This window comes from Bradyrhizobium sp. LMTR 3 (genome assembly GCF_001693485.1).
Classification (GTDB): Bacteria; Pseudomonadota; Alphaproteobacteria; order Rhizobiales; family Xanthobacteraceae; genus Bradyrhizobium.
On the sequence record NZ_MAXC01000049.1, the window covers coordinates 39166 to 55843 of the forward strand.

A 16678-nucleotide genomic window follows, 5' to 3' on the forward strand; every position below is an offset into this window, starting at 1 on the left:
TCGCTGCCCTTGCGCGGCAATTGCACCGCGGGGCGAGGGCGGTCAATTCTGGCTTCCGTTTGTTCCGACGGGCGGAACACCCACGGCAGTTCGGAATTGTCCCCGGGGATCGGGAGGCGCTGGTATGCATACCGAAATCGACATCTTCGACAAACCCATCGGGCGCATCAGAAAAATGTGTGAGCTGATGGGCTTAGGTGCCGAATTCGACCGCAAGCTCCCGGAACTCGAAACCCATCTTGAAGGGCTGGTGGCCGAAGGCGAAACCAGCGAGGAACGGCTGACCGTGAGCGGTCTGGCCTTCGTCAAGCAGGCACAACAGGGATCTGCGTGAGGCGCTGGCAAAGCACTAGGAAATTTCGTCCGGAAGCATCCAGGCCGGATCGGGCGCGCAACACTCTTCCCTGGTTTCCTTCACGTGATAGCGGGCCGGCAGAGCCGGTCCGCCTGCTTTGTCGGCAACGGGAGGATCGGAAATCAGGGAATAGTCGAGGGCTTGCTTCCAGACCTCTGCCTCCGTCGGAAGGCCAGGGCCGATCTGCCTGTCGTCGGCGAACAGCGCGTAGGGCACAAGCCTCTCCCAATCAAAACCCCGCCAGCTATCTAAAATAACTGACGGGGCTTTTGAGCTGATAATTCTGGTTGGATTTCTCCTTCCTGAACTACCTGCTCGCTCCTTTAACGCCGGACGATGGATGTTGTTCCCAATTTTTTCGGTTGCGAGCGAAAGAAATGGCGCGGCCCCGCCGATCGACAGCCCTTCCTGATTTTGATGGAACGCTGCGCCGATGGCAGCTTTCGAAATCCGCCTCATTCGCGTGGAACTGTTGCCACTTTTTCCTGCTTGAGAGCGGCATCTTCAACCCTGGAGCGGGATGGCCCATGCGCAAACTACTATTTGGCATCGCACTCACACTACCAATAGCTTTCATGTCCCCGGCAACCGCAATGCCCCGCGGCTACCCGTTGATCCACGACGCTCTGGTCAAGGGAGATCTGATCGAGGTGAAGGGCGGGCACGGCCGCGGGCATGGTTGGGGCCGCGGGCACGGTTACCGTCCGTTTGGTTGGAGTCGCGGCCGGAAGGTCGGTTGGCGCGGCCGCGGCTGCCCGCCCGGTCACTGGAAGAAGGGCTGGTGCTGAAACTGGAGGCCGGAGCGCAGTTCGTTAGCGCGGAATAGCGTATTCCGCCGCGCTGGCTGTTTCGAGGCGGTGTTCCTGGCGTTGGTGGGCGGCAAGGGCGACTACAACGCCCGTGCCGCGTTGCCCTTGAACAGGATTGGGCCGGTCGGTCGTCCGATTGGTGAGCCACCTTCCGGTTCCAGCGTGATCTCGAACAGTTGATCCTGCACGGTTTCCGGCAACGCCTCCAGGTCCAGCTGCAGCGTGCGCGATTGACCGGTGACGCCGATCGATTTCGGGCCGATCGCGCGGTCCCACAGGGTCCAGACCTGCAGCGTGCGGCCGGCAGGAACCTCGATCGGCCGTAGCGGTATCAGCTCGACCCGGCCGTTCGAAAACGCGTTGACGATGGCGCCGGCCTCTTTCGTCGTGTCGTTCACCAGCACGGCGACGTAAACCGGCTTGCGCTGGGCGAGCGCGATCATGTCATGACGAAGCTGGCGCGACGTCGCTAGCGCCCCGATCATGATCATTGCAAAAACCGCTGCAGCGAAGGCGCCGCCGATACCGAGGCCGCGCCAGAACCGGATATTGTCCCACAGTGTGGCGCCACGCAGTGCGGCGCGTGCGGAGGGCAGGGCATCGATCGGCGCAATCTTGGTTGCATCCGCGATGCGCTGCCACAGCGCCGGGCTCGGTGGAGCTTCCTCGGCCGTGAGATCGAGGTCCGCAAGCCGTTCCCGCCACGCGCTGACGGCCTGAGCAAACGATTGGTCGGTTGCGATGCGCCGTTCGGCGGCGGCGTGCTCTGCGCCGTCAAGCAGGCCCATCACGTAATCGGCAGCCATGGTGTTATCGGCGTCGTGCAGGTTCATCCCATGCACTCCTGCAACGCAAAGAGGCTGCGCCGCACCCAGCTCTTGACCGTGCCGAGAGGGACCTTGAGCCGTCCCGCCAATTCGCCGTGGCTCATGCCGTGAACATAGGCGAGCACGACGACGTCGCGGCGGGGACGGTCGATCTGCTCGAGACACCGGCGCAGCGCGCTGGTCTCCGGTATCCGCGACAGGGTGGCCTCGCAGTCGACATCCTGGACGCTTTCATCCGACGCTTCATAGCGGTGCTCATCGCGATGAATGCTAAGGGCGCGGTTGCGCACCACCGCATAGAGCCAGCCGCGCGCGCTACCGCGACGCGGATCGAAGCCGGCCGCACCGCGCCAGATCCGGATAAAGGCGTCGTGCACCGCCTCTTCCGCAAGGTCCTGCCGAAACAGAATGCGGCGCGCGATGCCGACCATGCGCGGCGCCTCGCTATCGTAGATCACGCGCAATGCAGTGCGGTCACCGGCCGCACAACGCGCCAGAGCCGCGGCAAGCTGCGACTCGCGCTCCCGATCGAGCAGGGCGGGAGCCTGCAGGTTGGCGGTGATGGTGCCATTTCCGGTCATGTCTATGCCTTGCATAGTTGTTCTACCTTGAGATGCGGCATTTGGATGCATGTGCCGAAAATTATTTTCGGTGTGCTGCATCCGTTTCGCCGCGCCGTCCGTACCCGCTGTGTTGGTCCCGAGAGGATCATAGCAACACAGGGAGCTCACCGATGAACTATCGTTCCATTTTCGCCGCTTCGGCCGCACTAATGCTGTCATCCGCAGCCGCCAACGCCGCGCAGGTCGCAGCCCTGATCGGCGGCGACACCATTGCGATGGTCGATACCGCGCAGAAGAAGGCGACCGGATCGGTCAAGGTCACCGGCATTTCCGGTGCGCTGGTCGGCGTCGACGTACGTCCGGCCGACGGCATGCTCTATGGACTGGTCGATGATGGCTCCATTGTGACCATCGCGATGGACGGCAAGGCCACGATGAAGTCGAAGCTCGACACCATGCTTGCCAAGGGCGTGGCCGCGACGGTGGATTTCAATCCGGTGGCGGACCGCTTGCGTGTGATGGGCGCGGACGGGATGAACTTGCGTGCGAATGTCGATGACGGCAAGGTGACCAAGGACGGCGACCACAAGTTTGCCGACAGCGACATGCACAAGGGCGAAAAGCCGAACATCGTCGCCGGCGCCTATACCAATTCGGTCAAGGGCGCAAAGGAGACGGGGTTGTTCAATATCGACGGCACCATCGGAGGATTGATCAAGCAGGCGCCACCGAATGACGGCGTGCTCGGCGCGATCGGCAAACTCGGGATCAAGGCGGATACCGTCGCGTTTGACATCTGGTCCGACGGCACCGGCAAGAACGAAGCCTGGCTGATGGCGGGCGGCACGCTCTACAGCATCGACCTCGCGACCGGAAAGGCGACCGAGGCGGCAAAGATCACCGGCGTCAGCGGTACGGTCAAGGACATCGCCATCATGGGAATGTAGCCGACCGCTGCAATCTCCAGACGGCTGGGTTCTGCCGGTTGCTTGCGCGACCGGCAGAACCTGGCGGTGAATTCGGGCTCAGCCGGGGTGCCTAAGCCTTCTTCAGCGTCTCGAGCGCATCGCGGACATACGGATCCAGCCCCGTGCCGCCATTGTCCAGGTGCGCAAAGATCGCTTTGCGCATCCGTGGATCCCAGAACTTCCTGATATGCTCGGCAATGTCAGGCACGGCCTTGTCATGGCCCTGGCTCTGAAAGAACTTTCCGATCTGGTTAGCCATATAGATCAATCGATCAGGCGACATGGGTAGCCTCCGCAACGCCGGCGTTTTGTGGAACCGCAATTCGCTCCGGATGCGTGAAGATTTCAAAACCGTCGGATCGCGCAATCGCCGCGAGCGTGATTCCAGCGGCTTCGGCCATCCGCACCGCTAGCGCGGTGGGTGCCGACATCGCGACCATCAGCGGGGCGCCGATCGCGGCGGTCTTCTGCACCATCTCGACCGAGACGCGGCTGGTCAGCAGCACCATGCCGTCGGCGTAGGGAACGGCAGCTTGCGCCAGCGCGCCGGCGAGCTTGTCGAGCGCGTTGTGGCGGCCGACGTCCTCTCGCAACGCCACCAGACCGTGCGCCGGCGTCCAGAATGCCGCCGCATGCACAGCGCGGGTCTGGATGTTGATCTGCTGCAATAAGGCAATGCTCGCCATGGCGGTCATGATCTCCGACGGCGAGAAGGTGCGCCCCCTTGGCACGATCGCGGCAGGGCGGACGGCTTCCGCAATCGACTCGACGCCGCAAATGCCACAACCGGTCGGGCCCGCGATATGCCGCCGCCGCTCGTTGATCAACTCGGCGCTGGATGGCTTCAGCCACATCCGAAGTTCGATGCCGTCATCGAGTTCCACGATGTCGAGTGTCTCGATCTCGTCGGACGACTGCACGATGCCTTCGCTGAGGCTGAAGCCGATGGCAAAGTTCTGCAAATCCTGCGGCGTGGCCATCATCACGGCATAGGTGCCGCCATTGTAGGTGAGGGCGATGGCCGTCTCCTCCGGGATCAGGCGTGCGCTTTCGCCGAGTTGACCGTTGCGCCAGATCTGCCGATCGGCGGTGTAGACCGGATCGTGCATGCCTTACTCCGCTGCTTCCGCTGGCAGGATGCGGCGGGAATGGCGGGCCTGCTCATCATAGGCCTTCTGCCAGTCGGACGGTCCGTTCGACGGCGAAATTTGCACGGCCGTAACTTTGTATTCCGGGCAGTTGGTGGCCCAGTCCGAAAAGTCGGTGGTGATGACGTTGGCCTGGGTGTCCGGGTGGTGGAAGGTGGTATAGACCACGCCCGGCGCGACGCGGTCGGTGATTTCGGCGCGCAGCGTCGTCTCGCCAGCGCGGCTCGCCAGCCGCACCCAGTCGCCGTCGCGCACGCCGCGCTGCTCGGCGTCGTGCGGATGGATCTCGAGCCGATCCTCGGCATGCCAGACCACGTTGTCGGTGCGGCGGGTCTGCGCGCCGACATTGTACTGGCTGAGGATGCGGCCCGTCGTCAGCAGCAGCGGAAAGCGCGGCCCGGTGCGTTCGTCGGTCGGGAGGTATTCCGTGATGACGAACTTGCCCTTGCCGCGCACGAAGCCGTCGATATGCATCACCGGCGTGCCTTCTGGCGCCTTCTCGTTGCAGGGCCACTGCACCGAGCCGAGCTCTTCGAGCTTGGCGTAGGAAACCCCGGCGAAGGTCGGCGTCAGGGCCGCGATCTCGTCCATGATTTGCGACGGATGATCGTAGCGCATGTCGTAACCCATCGCCCTGGCAAGGCCGATGGTGACTTCCCAATCGGCAAGCCCGTTGCGCGGCGTCATCACCTTGCGGACGCGCTGGATGCGCCGTTCGGCATTGGTGAAGGTGCCGTCCTTTTCCAAGAAGGTCGAGCCCGGCAGGAACACATGGGCGTAGTTCGCGGTCTCGTTGAGGAAGAGATCATGCACGATGACGCATTCCATCGACGATAGCGCCGCCACCACGTGCTTGGTGTTGGGATCGGACTGGAGGATGTCCTCGCCTTGCACATAGAGGCCCATGAAGGTGCCTTCGATCGCGGCGTCGAACATGTTGGGAATGCGCAGGCCCGGCTCCGGATTGAGCTTGACGTTCCACATCGCCTCGAACTGGTCGCGCACGGTCTCGCCCGAGATATGGCGATAGCCGGGCAGCTCGTGCGGGAACGAGCCCATGTCGCAGGAGCCTTGAACGTTGTTCTGGCCGCGCAGCGGGTTCACGCCGACGCCGGGACGGCCAATATTGCCGGTGGCCATCGCGAGGTTGGCGATCGCAATCACCGTGGTCGAACCCTGGCTGTGCTCGGTGACGCCGAGGCCGTAATAGATCGCGCCATTGCCGCCGGTGGCGAACAGCCGTGCGGCTTCGCGCAGCGCCCTCGGGTCGACGCCAGTCATGATCGCGGTCGATTCCGGGCTGTTCTTCGGCAGCGCCACGAACGCGGCCCATTCCTCGAACTCGCTCCAGTCGCAGCGCGCGCGCACGAAGGCTTCGTCGACGAGACCTTCGGTAACGATGACATGCGCCAGCGCCGTGAGCACGGCGACGTTGGTCCCAGGCACCAGCGGCAAATGCAGCGCCGACATATGCGGACCTTCCACCATCTCGGTGCGGCGCGGATCGACTACGATCAATCTGGCGCCCTGGCGCAGCCGCTTCTTCAGCCGCGAGGCGAACACCGGGTGGGCGGATGCCGGATTGGCGCCGATCACCATCACGACGTCGGTATGCTCGACGGAGTCGAAATCCTGCGTGCCGGCCGAGGTGCCGAACGTCGTCGAAAGGCCGTAGCCGGTCGGCGAGTGGCAGACGCGGGCGCAGGTATCGACGTTGTTGTTGCCAAAGCCGCCGCGGATCAGTTTCTGCACCAGGTAGGTCTCTTCATTGGTGCAGCGGGAGGAGGTGATGCCGCCGACGGCGTCGCGGCCATACCTCTGCTGGATGCCCTTGAATTTTGCGGCGGCAAAGTTGAAAGCCTCGTCCCAAGAGACCTCGCGCCAGGGATCCTCGATCCGCTCGCGGATCATGGGTTTAAGGATGCGCTCTTTGTGCGTGGTGTAGCCCCAGGCAAAGCGCCCCTTGACGCAGGAATGGCCGCGATTGGCCTTGCCGTCCTTGTAGGGGACCATGCGGACGACTTCCTCGCCGCGCATCTCCGCCTTGAAGGCACAGCCGACGCCGCAATAGGCGCAGGTCGTCACAACCGAATGCTCGGGCTGGCCGATCTCTATGACGGATTTTTCGGTCAGCGTCGCGGTGGGGCAGGCCTGCACGCAGGCGCCGCAGGACACGCATTCCGAGCCGAGGAAGCTTTCACCCATGCCGGGCGAGACGCGGCTATCAAAGCCGCGGTCCGAGATCGTCAGCGCAAAGGTGCCCTGAACTTCCTCGCAGGCGCGGACGCAGCGCGAGCAGACGATGCACTTCGAAGGGTCGTAGGTGAAGTAGGGATTGGACTCGTCCTTCGGCATCCAGCTGTCATTGTCGAAGCCGTGCGACTTGGCGAACACGTGGTTTTCGCCCTCATAGCCGTAGCGCACGTCGCGCAGGCCCACGGCGCCAGCCATGTCCTGCAATTCGCAATCGCCGTTGGCGGCGCAGGTCAGGCAGTCCAGCGGGTGGTCGGAGATGTAGAGCTCCATCACCCCCTTGCGCAACTTCTTCAGCCGTTCGGTCTGGGTGTGCACGACGAGGCCGTTCATGGCGGGGGTCGTGCAGGACGCCGGCGTGCCGGCGCGGCCCTCGATCTCGATCAGGCAGAGACGGCAGGAGCCGAACGCGTCGACCATGTCGGTGGCGCAAAGCTTTGGGATCTGCGTGCCGGCTTCCATCGCCGCGCGCATGATGGAGGTGCCCTCGGGCACCGTGACGCTTTGCCCGTCGATGGTGAGCGTTACCATCGTTTCGGATTTCGAACGGGGCGTGCCGAAGTCGATCTCTTCGATCAAGGACATTGTCGGTCTCCTATTCCGCGGCCTGCAAGGTGGCCGGTGCCGGGCCAAAATCTTCCCGGAAATGTTTCAAGGCGCTCAGCACGGGGTAGGGCGTGAAGCCCCCGAGCGCGCATAGCGAGCCGAACTTCATGGTGTTGCAGAGGTCTTCGACGACGGCGAGGCTTTCGGATGTGCGCTCACCGCGGATGATCTTGTCGATGGTCTCGACGCCGCGCGTCGAGCCGATCCGGCACGGCGTGCACTTGCCGCAGGATTCGATCGCGCAGAATTCCATAGCAAAGCGCGCCTGCTTCGCCATGTCGACACTGTCGTCGAACACCACGATGCCGCCATGGCCGATCAGTCCGTCGCGCGCCGCGAAGGCTTCGTAGTCGAACGGCGTGTCGAACAGCGCGCGGGGGAAGTAGGCCCCGAGCGGTCCACCGACCTGCACGGCGCGGACGGGGCGGCCAGTGAATGTGCCTCCGCCGATGTCGTCGACGAGTTCGCCAAGCGTGACGCCGAAGGCGGTTTCGAACAGGCCGCCATACCGGACGTTGCCGGCGAGCTGGATAGGCATGGTGCCGCGCGAGCGGCCCATCCCAAAATCGGCATAGGCCTTTGCGCCGCCGGCGAGGATGAACGGGATTGCCGCAAACGACAGCACGTTGTTGATGACGGTCGGCCGGCCGAACAGGCCCTTGTGCGCGGGCAGCGGCGGCTTGGCGCGGACGATGCCGCGGCGACCCTCAAGGCTCTCCAGTAGCGAGGTTTCCTCGCCGCAGACATAGGCGCCGGCGCCGACCCGCACTTCGAGGTCGAAACTGTGGTTGGAATCGACGATGCTCTCGCCGAGATAGCCGGTGCGCCTAGCGGCCGATATCGCGGCGTTCATCGCCGCAACCGCGTGCGGATATTCCGATCGGATGTAGATGTAACCCTTGGTGGCGCCGACGGCGATGCCCGCGATCGTCATGCCTTCGATCACGACAAAGGGATCGCCCTCCATGATCATGCGGTCGGCAAAAGTGCCACTGTCGCCTTCGTCGGCGTTGCAGACGACGTATTTGCGGTCGGCGTTGGCTTGCGCCACCGTCTTCCACTTTATGCCAGTGGGAAAGCCGGCGCCGCCGCGCCCGCGCAGGCCGGACGCGGTGACGTCGGCGAGGATATCGTCCGACGTCAGCGTCAGCGCACGCTCCAGGCCCTTGTAGCCATCATGGGCGCGGTAATCGCTGACCGAGCGGGGATCAATCACGCCGCAGCGCGCGAATGTCAGGCGAGTCTGCCGCTTCAGCCAGGGAATTTCGTCGGTGATGCCGAGCCGCAGCGGGTGCGCTCCACCGGTGGTCATTGCATCGAACACCGACGGCGCATCCACTGCCGTCACGGGACCGAACGCGATGCGGCCCTGTGATGTCGCGACCTCGATCATCGGCTCGAGCCAATAGAGCCCACGCGATCCCGTTCTGATGATCTCGACGGGGATACCGGACTTAACGGCGGCCTGCTCCAGCGCGACGGCCAAGTCATCGGCGCCCACGGCGAGGGCACCGGCATCGCGGGGAACGAAGATGCGTATCGTCATCGCTGCGCCTCCGCGACCAACGCATCGAGACGCGCTTCATCCAGCCGTCCGATGACGCGGCCATCGAGCATCGCCGACGGTGCGGTGGCGCACAGCCCGAGGCAATAGATCGGCTCCAGCGTGACACGCGCATCGGCGGTGGTGCTTCCGATCGATATGCCGAGCGTCGCTTCGGCGCGCGCGGCGAGCGCATCGCCACCTGCGGCCTGGCACGCCTCGGCCCGGCATAGTTTCAGCACATGGTGGCCGGCGGGCTCGCGGCGAAAATCATGATAGAACGTGAACACGCCGTGCACCTCGGCGCGCGAAAGACGAAGCGCGGATGCGATCATCGGAATCGCGGGCTCCGGCACGTAGCCGAACGCCTCTTGCATCGCGTGCAGGATCACCAGCGTCGCGCCTTCGAGCTTCTCGTGCTCGGCGATGATCTCGGCGCCGCGCGCTTCATTCCAGGGTTCGTATGCCGATGTCATTTCCACGTTCTCATCAGAGGTTGTGTGCTCCGATGAGTAGGGGAATTGCGCGGGATATCAATAAAGCTGTCTCATGCTGCGATTTCAAAACGCGATGGGCTCGGCGCATAGGCAAACCCTATGACCGATACGGCAAGCGGATGGCGTTCGGTCGACAAGCGCGCCGGGTTGTCTCCTTGCATACGCGGGATGAACACGTATGCAGCGCTTACGAGCCTGCCTGCTCGATAGGGCTGAAAAATTGGACAATATGAGTATCGAATTTCCGTCCCTCGGACGCTGTTTTGAAGTATTGGCGCCTTCACGCCCGTGCTATTTGTGGCACTTGGGCGACCGCCCATACGGCCAAATTTCGTGGGATTTTCTCGGTGATCGACAAGCTTGAACTTCTGCTGGCGCTGGCAAAGGAGCGGCATTTTGGGCGGGCGGCGGAAGCCTGCGGCGTCACCCAGCCGACCATGTCGACCAGCCTCAAGCAGCTCGAGGAAATTCTCGGCGTCATGCTGGTGCAGCGCGGTTCCCGCTTTCAGGGCTTTACGCCGGAGGGCGAGCGCACGTTGGACTGGGCGCGGCGTATCGTCGGCGACGCGCGGGCCATGCGGCAGGAGATCAACAGCCTCAAGGACAAGCTCTCCGGCGAAATCAGGATCGCCGCGATCCCGACCGTGCTCGGCATGGTGGCGCAGCTCACGACGCCGTACCGCGCGCGATATCCCGACGTGCGCTTTCGCATCCAGTCCTGCACGTCGGCCGACGTGCTGGGTCTTCTCGAAAATCTCGAGGTCGATGCCGGGCTGACCTACATAGAGAACGAGCCGATCGGCAAGGTACGCACCATTCCGCTCTACAACGAAAGCTATCGCCTGCTGACGGCGCCGGACGCCATGTTCGGCGATCGCAAGCAGGTCACCTGGAAGGAGGTCGGGCAGGTGCCGTTGTGCCTGTTGACGCCGGACATGCAGAACCGCCGCATCATCGATCGCGCGCTGGCTTCCGTCGGGGCCGAGGCCACGCCGACGCTGACCTCGAACTCGCTGCTGGTGCTCTACACGCATGTGAAGACCGGGCGCTGGGCAAGCGTGATGCCGGCCAAGCTTGCGGAGACGCTGGGGTTGGCCGACTCCGTCCGCAGTATTCCGATCGTCGATCCCGTCGTCGACTACAGCATCGGCATGGTGATCCCGCAGCGCGACCCGATGACGCCGCTGATCGCGGCGCTGGTGCAGGTCGCCCGCGAAGTGGCGCCGACGCTGGCGTAAGATCAGGCCGCTTCGGCCTTTGCTTTCGTTTTCGGCTGTTGCGGTTCGCGCGGCAGCACGATGCGGACGACGGTGCCGGTGCCGAGCTTGGAGCGCAGCCGCATCGTGCCGCCATGCAGGCTGGTCAGCGACCGCGCGATGGCTAGTCCCAGGCCCGAGCCCTGGTAGGTCTTGGTGAGCTGGCTCTCGACCTGCTCGAACGGGTTGCCCAGCCGTCGCAGCGAAGCGGGCGCGATGCCGATCCCGGTATCGGCGATCATCAGCACGATCGAGTTGGGCAGCACGTGGCTGCGCACGGTGACCTTGCCGTCGTCGGGGGTGAATTTTACGGCATTGGACAGCAGGTTGACGAAGATCTGCTTGACCGCGCGGCGGTCGGCCATCACGGAAATGGTGCTTTCGATGTCCGCGTCCAGCGTAAGGTGCTTGTCCTCGGCGCGCCCGGACACCACGCGCAGCGACTCCGCCAGGATCTTCGACAAGTCGAGCTGCTCCATGTCGAGCTTCATGCGGCCGGCCTCGATCTTCGACATGTCGAGGATGTCGTTGATGACTTCGAGCAGGTATTTGCCGCTGGTCAGGATGTCGTGGCAGTACTCCTGATACTTGTCGGAGCCGAGCACGCCGAACATGCCGCTACCCATGATCTCGGAAAAGCCGATGATGGCGTTCAGCGGGGTGCGCAGCTCGTGGCTCATATTGGCGAGGAATTTCGACTTCGCCTGGTTGGCTTCCTCGGCGCGGTTCTTCTCCTGCGAATATTTTTCCGCGAGATCGGCCAGCTCGGCCTGCGAGCGCTTCAGGTCGAGCACGTTGGCGCGCAGGCGGGCGTCGTTTTCGATCAGCTTCTGCTCGTGCGCCTTGATCCGGGTGATGTCGGTGCCGACCGAGACGTAGCCGCCGTCCTTGGTGCGGCGCTCGCTGATATGCAGCCAGCTTCCGTCGTCGAGCTGCGCCTCGAACGTGCGGGCTCCCGGCGCTTGCGCGCCGGTCTCCTGCAGCCTGGTGCGAACCTCCGGCATGCTGCCGACCTCGATCACGGTCTCGTACGACGTGCCGGGCGTCACCGCCGTATCGGGCAATTTGTGCAGGCGCTGGAAGTGCGAGTTGCAGAGCACGAGGCGGTCTTCCGCGTCCCACAGCACGAAGGCTTCCGGAATGGTTTCGATCGCGTCGCGCAGCCTGAGGTCGGCTTCCACGGTCTTCTCGGCGAGGCTCTTCTGCTCGGTGATGTCGACCGCGATGCCGATCAAATGCAGCCCACCGTCGGCCGAGGTGTGACTGAGCTCGCAGCGCACGCGCAGCCAGATCCAGTGGCCGCCGGTGTGCTGCATGCGGAAGCTCTGATCGATGTGGGTGATCTTGCCGGCGATCATCTGGTCGGCGATCGCGAACAGGTCGATGTCGTCGGATTTCACCAGCGCGTTGACTTCGCCGAAGGTGAGGAGGTCGTTGCGGGAGTCGAGGCCGAGCATCGTGAACATCGATGCCGACCAGAAGATGCGGCCGCGCGAGAGGTCCCAGTCCCACAATCCGCAGCGGCCGCGGTTGAGCGCGGTATCGATCCGGCCGCGCACTGCGTCGTTGATCAGGTCGCCCTCGCGGGCGCGGGTCGATTGCCAGTGGAAGGCGAAGCCGAGGATCAGCACGACGAAGCCGGTGGTGGCCGACAGCGTCACCGACAGAGCGGCATCCGAACCCCACAGCGGCTCGTTCCGTTCCTGGATGACAATGACCATGCCCGGCAGCGATTTGACCAACCGCGAGATCGCCATGGCGCCGTTGCCGTTCGGCAGCGTCATGTCGCTGACGACGCCCTGCTGGCCGGGCGTGGCGAGCAGTTGCGCCGTGCTGATGACGTCGAGGATGCGATCGCCGCCAAGGCTGCCTTCGACGGGAACGCGGGCCAGAATCCGGTGATCCGAGCCGGTGATGATGACGTGGCGGCCGCTCGCAACGCCCCAGGCCGGGATCAGGTCGGGCAGCAGGCTCTGCAGCCGCTCGATATTGGCGGCGCGATCTTGCCGGACCGAAGCGAAGCGGTCGAGGCGTTCGGCCAGGAGCTCGGTGACCGCCGAGAGGTCGCGCTTCATGGAGGCGCGCTTCTGCCGGCTCTGGTCGATCACCTGCACGAAGGCGCCGAGGCAGATCGTGATCAGGAAGGCGATGATGAGCGTGGGCACGGCGCGGCGAAGCGCCGGCTCTGCGGTGAGTAGCCGGTGGTAGGCAGGTTTTGCGATCGATTGCGCCAATCCTTTGATCGAATCGGATTGGACACACGCGTTCGCCGCATTCGCCGCATGCGCGCGCGCCATGCTTTAGACCCCCGCCGAAGGCTCTTTTGCACATTGTCCGGAAGCACCCCGTAGCTTCCGAATCATGCCGATTTGAATCCACTTTTTTCGGGCTGTCGAGAGTCAACGATTCGTTAATTCGAAATAAATCTTGTCCAACGCGAATGTAAGGCACGCTCGATGCGAGTCCGAAACGGGAACGGGCCCGCAATGCTACGCGCGCGGCGGTTCGGCATGGCTGATGACGCGCTTGATCGACGGGAACGCGCGGCGCAGCGCGCGCTCGATCTCATCGACGTTCTCATGCACCTTGATGACGCTCATCGATGGCGCAGCGCGGCAATGGAAGTTGACGATTTCGCCCGCATCGGTGTCGCGGACCCGCACATTGTGAATGTCATGGATCGCGCCGTTGCCGCCGGCAAAGCGAGACAGCGCGGCCTTGATGGTTTCGACGCGTTCCGGCGCGGCATCGGTGCCGTGCGGAAGCTCCGGCTCGAGCGGCTCGATGTGGGTGTCGACCTCGACGTCCTCGCCAAAGTCCTCGCGGATGCTGCGCTCCAGGTCGTGGGCGATGGCGTGCGCGGCGGTAAGTTCCATGTCGCCGTCGACTTCGAGGTCGATGCCGACAATCAGCCGGTCGCCGAGATCGTGCACGGTGACATGATGGACGGCGAGACCGGAATTGCGGGCGATCACCATGATGCGCTCGCGCACGCTCTCATTGTCGCGCACGACCGGCACTGCGGTGAAGGTGAGGTCGGCGTCGCCGAGCGCTTGCGTGACCGCGACTTGCGCGGTCTTCTTGATCGCCTCGACGCGGTCGATCGGGTAGGTGCGCGGCACCTTTGCGATGGCGTCGATGAAATGCGTCGGCCCGACCATGCGCACGCGCACGCGTTCGACGCCGACCACGCCGGGCACCGCGCGGATCGCCGCGGTCGCTTTTTCCGACGCGCCCGCCGGGGCGCGGTCGAGCAGGGTTTCGACGGTGGAGCGCCCGAGCCTCAGGCCGAGGATCGATATCATGACGGCAACGGCGATGGCGGCAACCGAGTCGCCCCAGGCATAGCCGAGCCCGGTCAGCGCCAGGCCGGCGATGACGGCGAGGGAGCCGAGCACGTCGGAAGCGAAATGCAGCGCGTCCGCCGCCAGCGCCTGGCTCCGCGTCTGCCGCGCCGTGCGATGCAGCGCCCGCGCGCGCCAGAAATTGACCGCAATATCGATCACCAGCACGACGAAGGGGACAGCCGATATCGTCGGCGGCGGCGCGCCCTCGCGCAGCCGGCTCCAGGATTCGACCAGGATGCCGCCGGCCAGCACGTAGAGCAGCGCGATGACGAACAGCGCCGACAGGCTCTCGAACTTGCCGTGGCCGTAGTGATGTTCCTCGTCGGCGGGCTGGTCGGACACTCGCACCACGAGCCACGTGATGACGGTCGCGATCACGTCGACGGAGGAATGCAGCGCCTCCGAGATCAGCGCGAGCGAGCCGATCGCGATACCAACCGCGAACTTCGCCGCAGCCATACTGGCGCTGGCGAGGATCGAGATCGCGGCGACGTTGGTTTTTAGGGTGGGGATAGTGGTCATGGCCGGCGGTTTAGCAGGGCGCTGTGTGGGATTAAAGCTGACAGTTGGATGCGCAATCGCCACTCACTTGCAGGAGCGATTTGTTGCGAATTGTTCTAAGTTTGTAGGATGGGCGGAGCGAAGCGATCCATTCGCCACATAACGGATCGTCGTCCCCCGCGAAGGCGGGGGATCCAGTACGCCGCGGCTTATCGGTTCAATCACTGCTGCCTCTGGAATACTGGGTCACCCGCCTGCGCGGGTGACGACAACCAGATACGTGTCCGCGTTCTCGCGACGCATTGCGCCCGAGCTTTGCAAATTCATTCGCCCTAAAGGAAGAGGGCGCAGGAAATGCCGGGTGCTTGCTGCACCCGCGGTCTCGTGTGCAAATAGCGCAAAAGAAACGCACACGAGCATACAGGTACAGCCGAGGCACTCCGGCATTCCCTGCGCAGTGGTTTTACGGCTTATGCCGCGCTCTCCCTGGAGACGAATTCCTCTTGCCTCCATCGCTGCCGGATTGAAGGTTTGTCGAACCCGGTTGGGTTCGACGCACCTCCGTCAGCTTGACACCAGCCACGGGTGCCAGGACCACACGGTTTTGCCGTACGCAGCCACCCGTCTTCGCCTGAAGGCTTCGCCGGGCATTGGCGCCGTACGTCCTGCGCGCCGTGTCCGCTCACGGCGAGAGCCGCCCTGCGAACAACTTCTCGCGCCGACGCTGCCGCGTCCACCGCATCCCGCCCCACGTTCGTGACGATGGCCAACGCCCCTCTTGTCGGGACGGGACGGCGGAAGTTGTAAGCGTGATTTGGGTCTGCGGCGAAGGAGTTTATTTTCTCGAGCGAGACTGGACGGGGCAAATCACGTTGAAGTTGTTGGGTAAAATTCATTATTCAAGAAAAATCGATTCTTTTGCGCGATGGGCGCTGCCGAAGCTGGTGGCGCGACTGCTCTTGCCCTTGTTTTGCGACTTCATGTCGGTCGGTGAGGCATGTGAACTACATTCTCATCGGATACAACTAACTGCATGATCGGCCATGTCACCAATCGCAGGAATCAACTCGCCGTTGGTGCGCGGCACCTCCTACCTCTCCTACCTGCGTGCCAGCGCCTTCAGGCGCGTTTTGTTTGTGTGAGCGCAATCCGACACGCACGATGCCCATTTTGAACAGTCACATAGGCCAGGCGTGGCCGGTGCATCTGGCCGCATACTTATCGATGGCGGTTGCGTTTGCCGTGCGCGACGCCGTCACGGCTGGTTTGATCGAACCGGCTTCTGATCCTACGCTGCGGGCCGGGCCGGCTACTGGCGGGCGGTCGGCCATGTCGAAGCTGTTCACCGGCTGCTCGCGCCGTCTGGGGAAAAGAAGGCCTCAACCCCACGTTTCCTTGGTGTTCATCGACTCCGCGCTTTGGTCTCGAATGACGCCAACCGCGCACGGGCTCACCCGGGACGTCGGCGGAGCTCGGACATCGGCGGTCCATGGCAAAGTGCGTCACCGCCTGATGTCCGCAAAGCTCCGGGACTAGCAGACCCTAACCGTCTGCTGAACGTACGTGTAGCCGTTCCACACGGACTGAGTTTGGTAGCAGGACCCGTAAGCAGCCGCGGCACCGAGTGCGGCACCAGCCGCCACGCCTGCGGCAACCGGATACCCCCAGCCTCTGCCGTAATAGCCTCCGCGGTAGTACCGACCGCCGGCCCACCGGGTGCCGCCGCCGTGCCAACCGGGTCTTACTCCAGGGTGACCGCCCGCATGAAACCCGCCTGCATGAAATCCGCCCGCCCGACCACGTGGACGTGCATCCGATTCAACAGGTAGCAGGGTTAGACCAGCGGCTATCAGGCTTAGAGCTACTATTGAGGTTGTTGGGCGCATGGTTGTACTCCGTTTACAGTGCACCCTTTGCGAACGCAACCGATGCGAGCCCGTTCCGGCCAGCTCCGGTAATTCGTTCATTTAATCTCGCTCCAGACGGGCCGGGCGAACGTCAAGAA

The 16678-nt window shown here is 63.8% G+C and carries 13 protein-coding genes; 3 read left to right on the top strand and 10 right to left on the bottom strand.

All coding sequences use genetic code 11. The features are described 5' to 3' along the window. The first annotated feature begins 124 nt into the window (after positions 1-124). Positions 125-334 carry a hypothetical protein gene (locus LMTR3_RS28515; protein ID WP_065748295.1) on the top strand — a complete coding sequence of 70 codons (210 nt, stop codon included), beginning with the start codon at positions 125-127 and terminating at the stop codon, positions 332-334. Positions 335-349: 15 nt separating this feature from the next. On the opposite strand, the gene LMTR3_RS39500 is transcribed toward LMTR3_RS28515, so the two are convergent. The 3 genes from LMTR3_RS39500 to LMTR3_RS28530 all read right to left on the bottom strand — a co-directional run bounded on the left by LMTR3_RS39500 (position 350) and on the right by LMTR3_RS28530 (position 2572). Then, the gene (locus LMTR3_RS39500; RefSeq protein WP_245320027.1) at positions 350-814 is read right to left on the bottom strand and encodes a hypothetical protein; all 465 of its coding nucleotides are present in this window, start codon (positions 812-814) and stop codon (positions 350-352) included. A 430-nt stretch (positions 815-1244) separates the two neighbouring features. Next, positions 1245-1997, bottom strand: coding sequence for an anti-sigma factor (locus tag LMTR3_RS28525; protein WP_065748297.1), 753 nt, complete (start codon positions 1995-1997; stop codon positions 1245-1247). Beyond that, on the bottom strand, positions 1994-2572 hold the full coding sequence (locus LMTR3_RS28530) for a sigma-70 family RNA polymerase sigma factor (RefSeq protein WP_084029867.1): 579 nt from the start codon (positions 2570-2572) through the stop codon (positions 1994-1996). The genes LMTR3_RS28525 and LMTR3_RS28530 overlap by 4 nt, the downstream gene beginning before the upstream one ends. A 152-nt stretch (positions 2573-2724) precedes the next feature. Here LMTR3_RS28530 and LMTR3_RS28535 point away from each other — a divergent pair, with 152 nt between their 5' ends. Next, positions 2725-3501, top strand: coding sequence for a DUF4394 domain-containing protein (locus LMTR3_RS28535; protein WP_065748298.1), 777 nt, complete (start codon positions 2725-2727; stop codon positions 3499-3501). 91 nt (positions 3502-3592) lie between these two features. Here the strand turns inward: LMTR3_RS28535 and LMTR3_RS28540 are convergent, their stop codons facing one another. From LMTR3_RS28540 to LMTR3_RS28560, 5 genes are read right to left on the bottom strand one after another with little or no spacing between them, the layout of a single operon-like run. Next, positions 3593-3805 carry a formate dehydrogenase subunit delta gene (locus LMTR3_RS28540; protein WP_065748299.1) on the bottom strand — a complete coding sequence of 71 codons (213 nt, stop codon included), beginning with the start codon at positions 3803-3805 and terminating at the stop codon, positions 3593-3595. Then, positions 3795-4631 (bottom strand): formate dehydrogenase accessory sulfurtransferase FdhD, encoded by an 837-nt coding sequence (gene fdhD / locus LMTR3_RS28545; protein ID WP_065748300.1) that lies wholly within the window; start codon positions 4629-4631, stop codon positions 3795-3797. The genes LMTR3_RS28540 and fdhD overlap by 11 nt, the downstream gene beginning before the upstream one ends. 3 nt (positions 4632-4634) lie before the next feature. Then, the gene (fdhF, locus tag LMTR3_RS28550) at positions 4635-7508 is read right to left on the bottom strand and encodes a formate dehydrogenase subunit alpha (RefSeq protein WP_065748301.1); all 2874 of its coding nucleotides are present in this window, start codon (positions 7506-7508) and stop codon (positions 4635-4637) included. Positions 7509-7518: 10 nt separating this feature from the next. Next, positions 7519-9075 carry a formate dehydrogenase beta subunit gene (locus tag LMTR3_RS28555; protein ID WP_065748302.1) on the bottom strand — a complete coding sequence of 519 codons (1557 nt, stop codon included), beginning with the start codon at positions 9073-9075 and terminating at the stop codon, positions 7519-7521. After that, a complete protein-coding gene (locus LMTR3_RS28560; protein WP_065748303.1) occupies positions 9072-9548 on the bottom strand; it encodes a formate dehydrogenase subunit gamma in 477 nt (158 codons plus the stop codon). Before LMTR3_RS28560 ends, LMTR3_RS28555 begins: the two co-directional genes overlap by 4 nt. Positions 9549-9916: 368 nt before the next feature. On the opposite strand from LMTR3_RS28560, the gene LMTR3_RS28565 reads away from it, so the two are divergent. Continuing rightward, positions 9917-10807, top strand: coding sequence for a LysR family transcriptional regulator (locus tag LMTR3_RS28565; protein WP_057847652.1), 891 nt, complete (start codon positions 9917-9919; stop codon positions 10805-10807). Positions 10808-10809: 2 nt separating this feature from the next. On the opposite strand, the gene LMTR3_RS28570 is transcribed toward LMTR3_RS28565, so the two are convergent. Together LMTR3_RS28570 and LMTR3_RS28575 are read right to left on the bottom strand one after the other, a co-directional pair. After that, positions 10810-13122 carry a PAS domain-containing sensor histidine kinase gene (locus LMTR3_RS28570; RefSeq protein ID WP_065748304.1) on the bottom strand — a complete coding sequence of 771 codons (2313 nt, stop codon included), beginning with the start codon at positions 13120-13122 and terminating at the stop codon, positions 10810-10812. A 192-nt stretch (positions 13123-13314) separates the two neighbouring features. Further along, the gene (locus tag LMTR3_RS28575; protein WP_065748305.1) at positions 13315-14694 is read right to left on the bottom strand and encodes a cation-efflux pump; all 1380 of its coding nucleotides are present in this window, start codon (positions 14692-14694) and stop codon (positions 13315-13317) included. Positions 14695-16678: the final 1984 nt, after the last annotated feature.

Coding starts and splice junctions, on each gene's coding strand:
- LMTR3_RS28515 (WP_065748295.1), top strand. CDS start 125: ATGCATACCGAAATCGACATCTTCGACAAACCCATCGGGCGCATCAGA.
- LMTR3_RS39500 (WP_245320027.1), bottom strand. CDS start 814: ATGAGGCGGATTTCGAAAGCTGCCATCGGCGCAGCGTTCCATCAAAAT.
- LMTR3_RS28525 (WP_065748297.1), bottom strand. CDS start 1,997: ATGAACCTGCACGACGCCGATAACACCATGGCTGCCGATTACGTGATG.
- LMTR3_RS28530 (WP_084029867.1), bottom strand. CDS start 2,572: ATGACCGGAAATGGCACCATCACCGCCAACCTGCAGGCTCCCGCCCTG.
- LMTR3_RS28535 (WP_065748298.1), top strand. CDS start 2,725: ATGAACTATCGTTCCATTTTCGCCGCTTCGGCCGCACTAATGCTGTCA.
- LMTR3_RS28540 (WP_065748299.1), bottom strand. CDS start 3,805: ATGTCGCCTGATCGATTGATCTATATGGCTAACCAGATCGGAAAGTTC.
- fdhD (WP_065748300.1), bottom strand. CDS start 4,631: ATGCACGATCCGGTCTACACCGCCGATCGGCAGATCTGGCGCAACGGT.
- fdhF (WP_065748301.1), bottom strand. CDS start 7,508: ATGTCCTTGATCGAAGAGATCGACTTCGGCACGCCCCGTTCGAAATCC.
- LMTR3_RS28555 (WP_065748302.1), bottom strand. CDS start 9,075: ATGACGATACGCATCTTCGTTCCCCGCGATGCCGGTGCCCTCGCCGTG.
- LMTR3_RS28560 (WP_065748303.1), bottom strand. CDS start 9,548: ATGACATCGGCATACGAACCCTGGAATGAAGCGCGCGGCGCCGAGATC.
- LMTR3_RS28570 (WP_065748304.1), bottom strand. CDS start 13,122: ATGGCGCGCGCGCATGCGGCGAATGCGGCGAACGCGTGTGTCCAATCC.
- LMTR3_RS28575 (WP_065748305.1), bottom strand. CDS start 14,694: ATGACCACTATCCCCACCCTAAAAACCAACGTCGCCGCGATCTCGATC.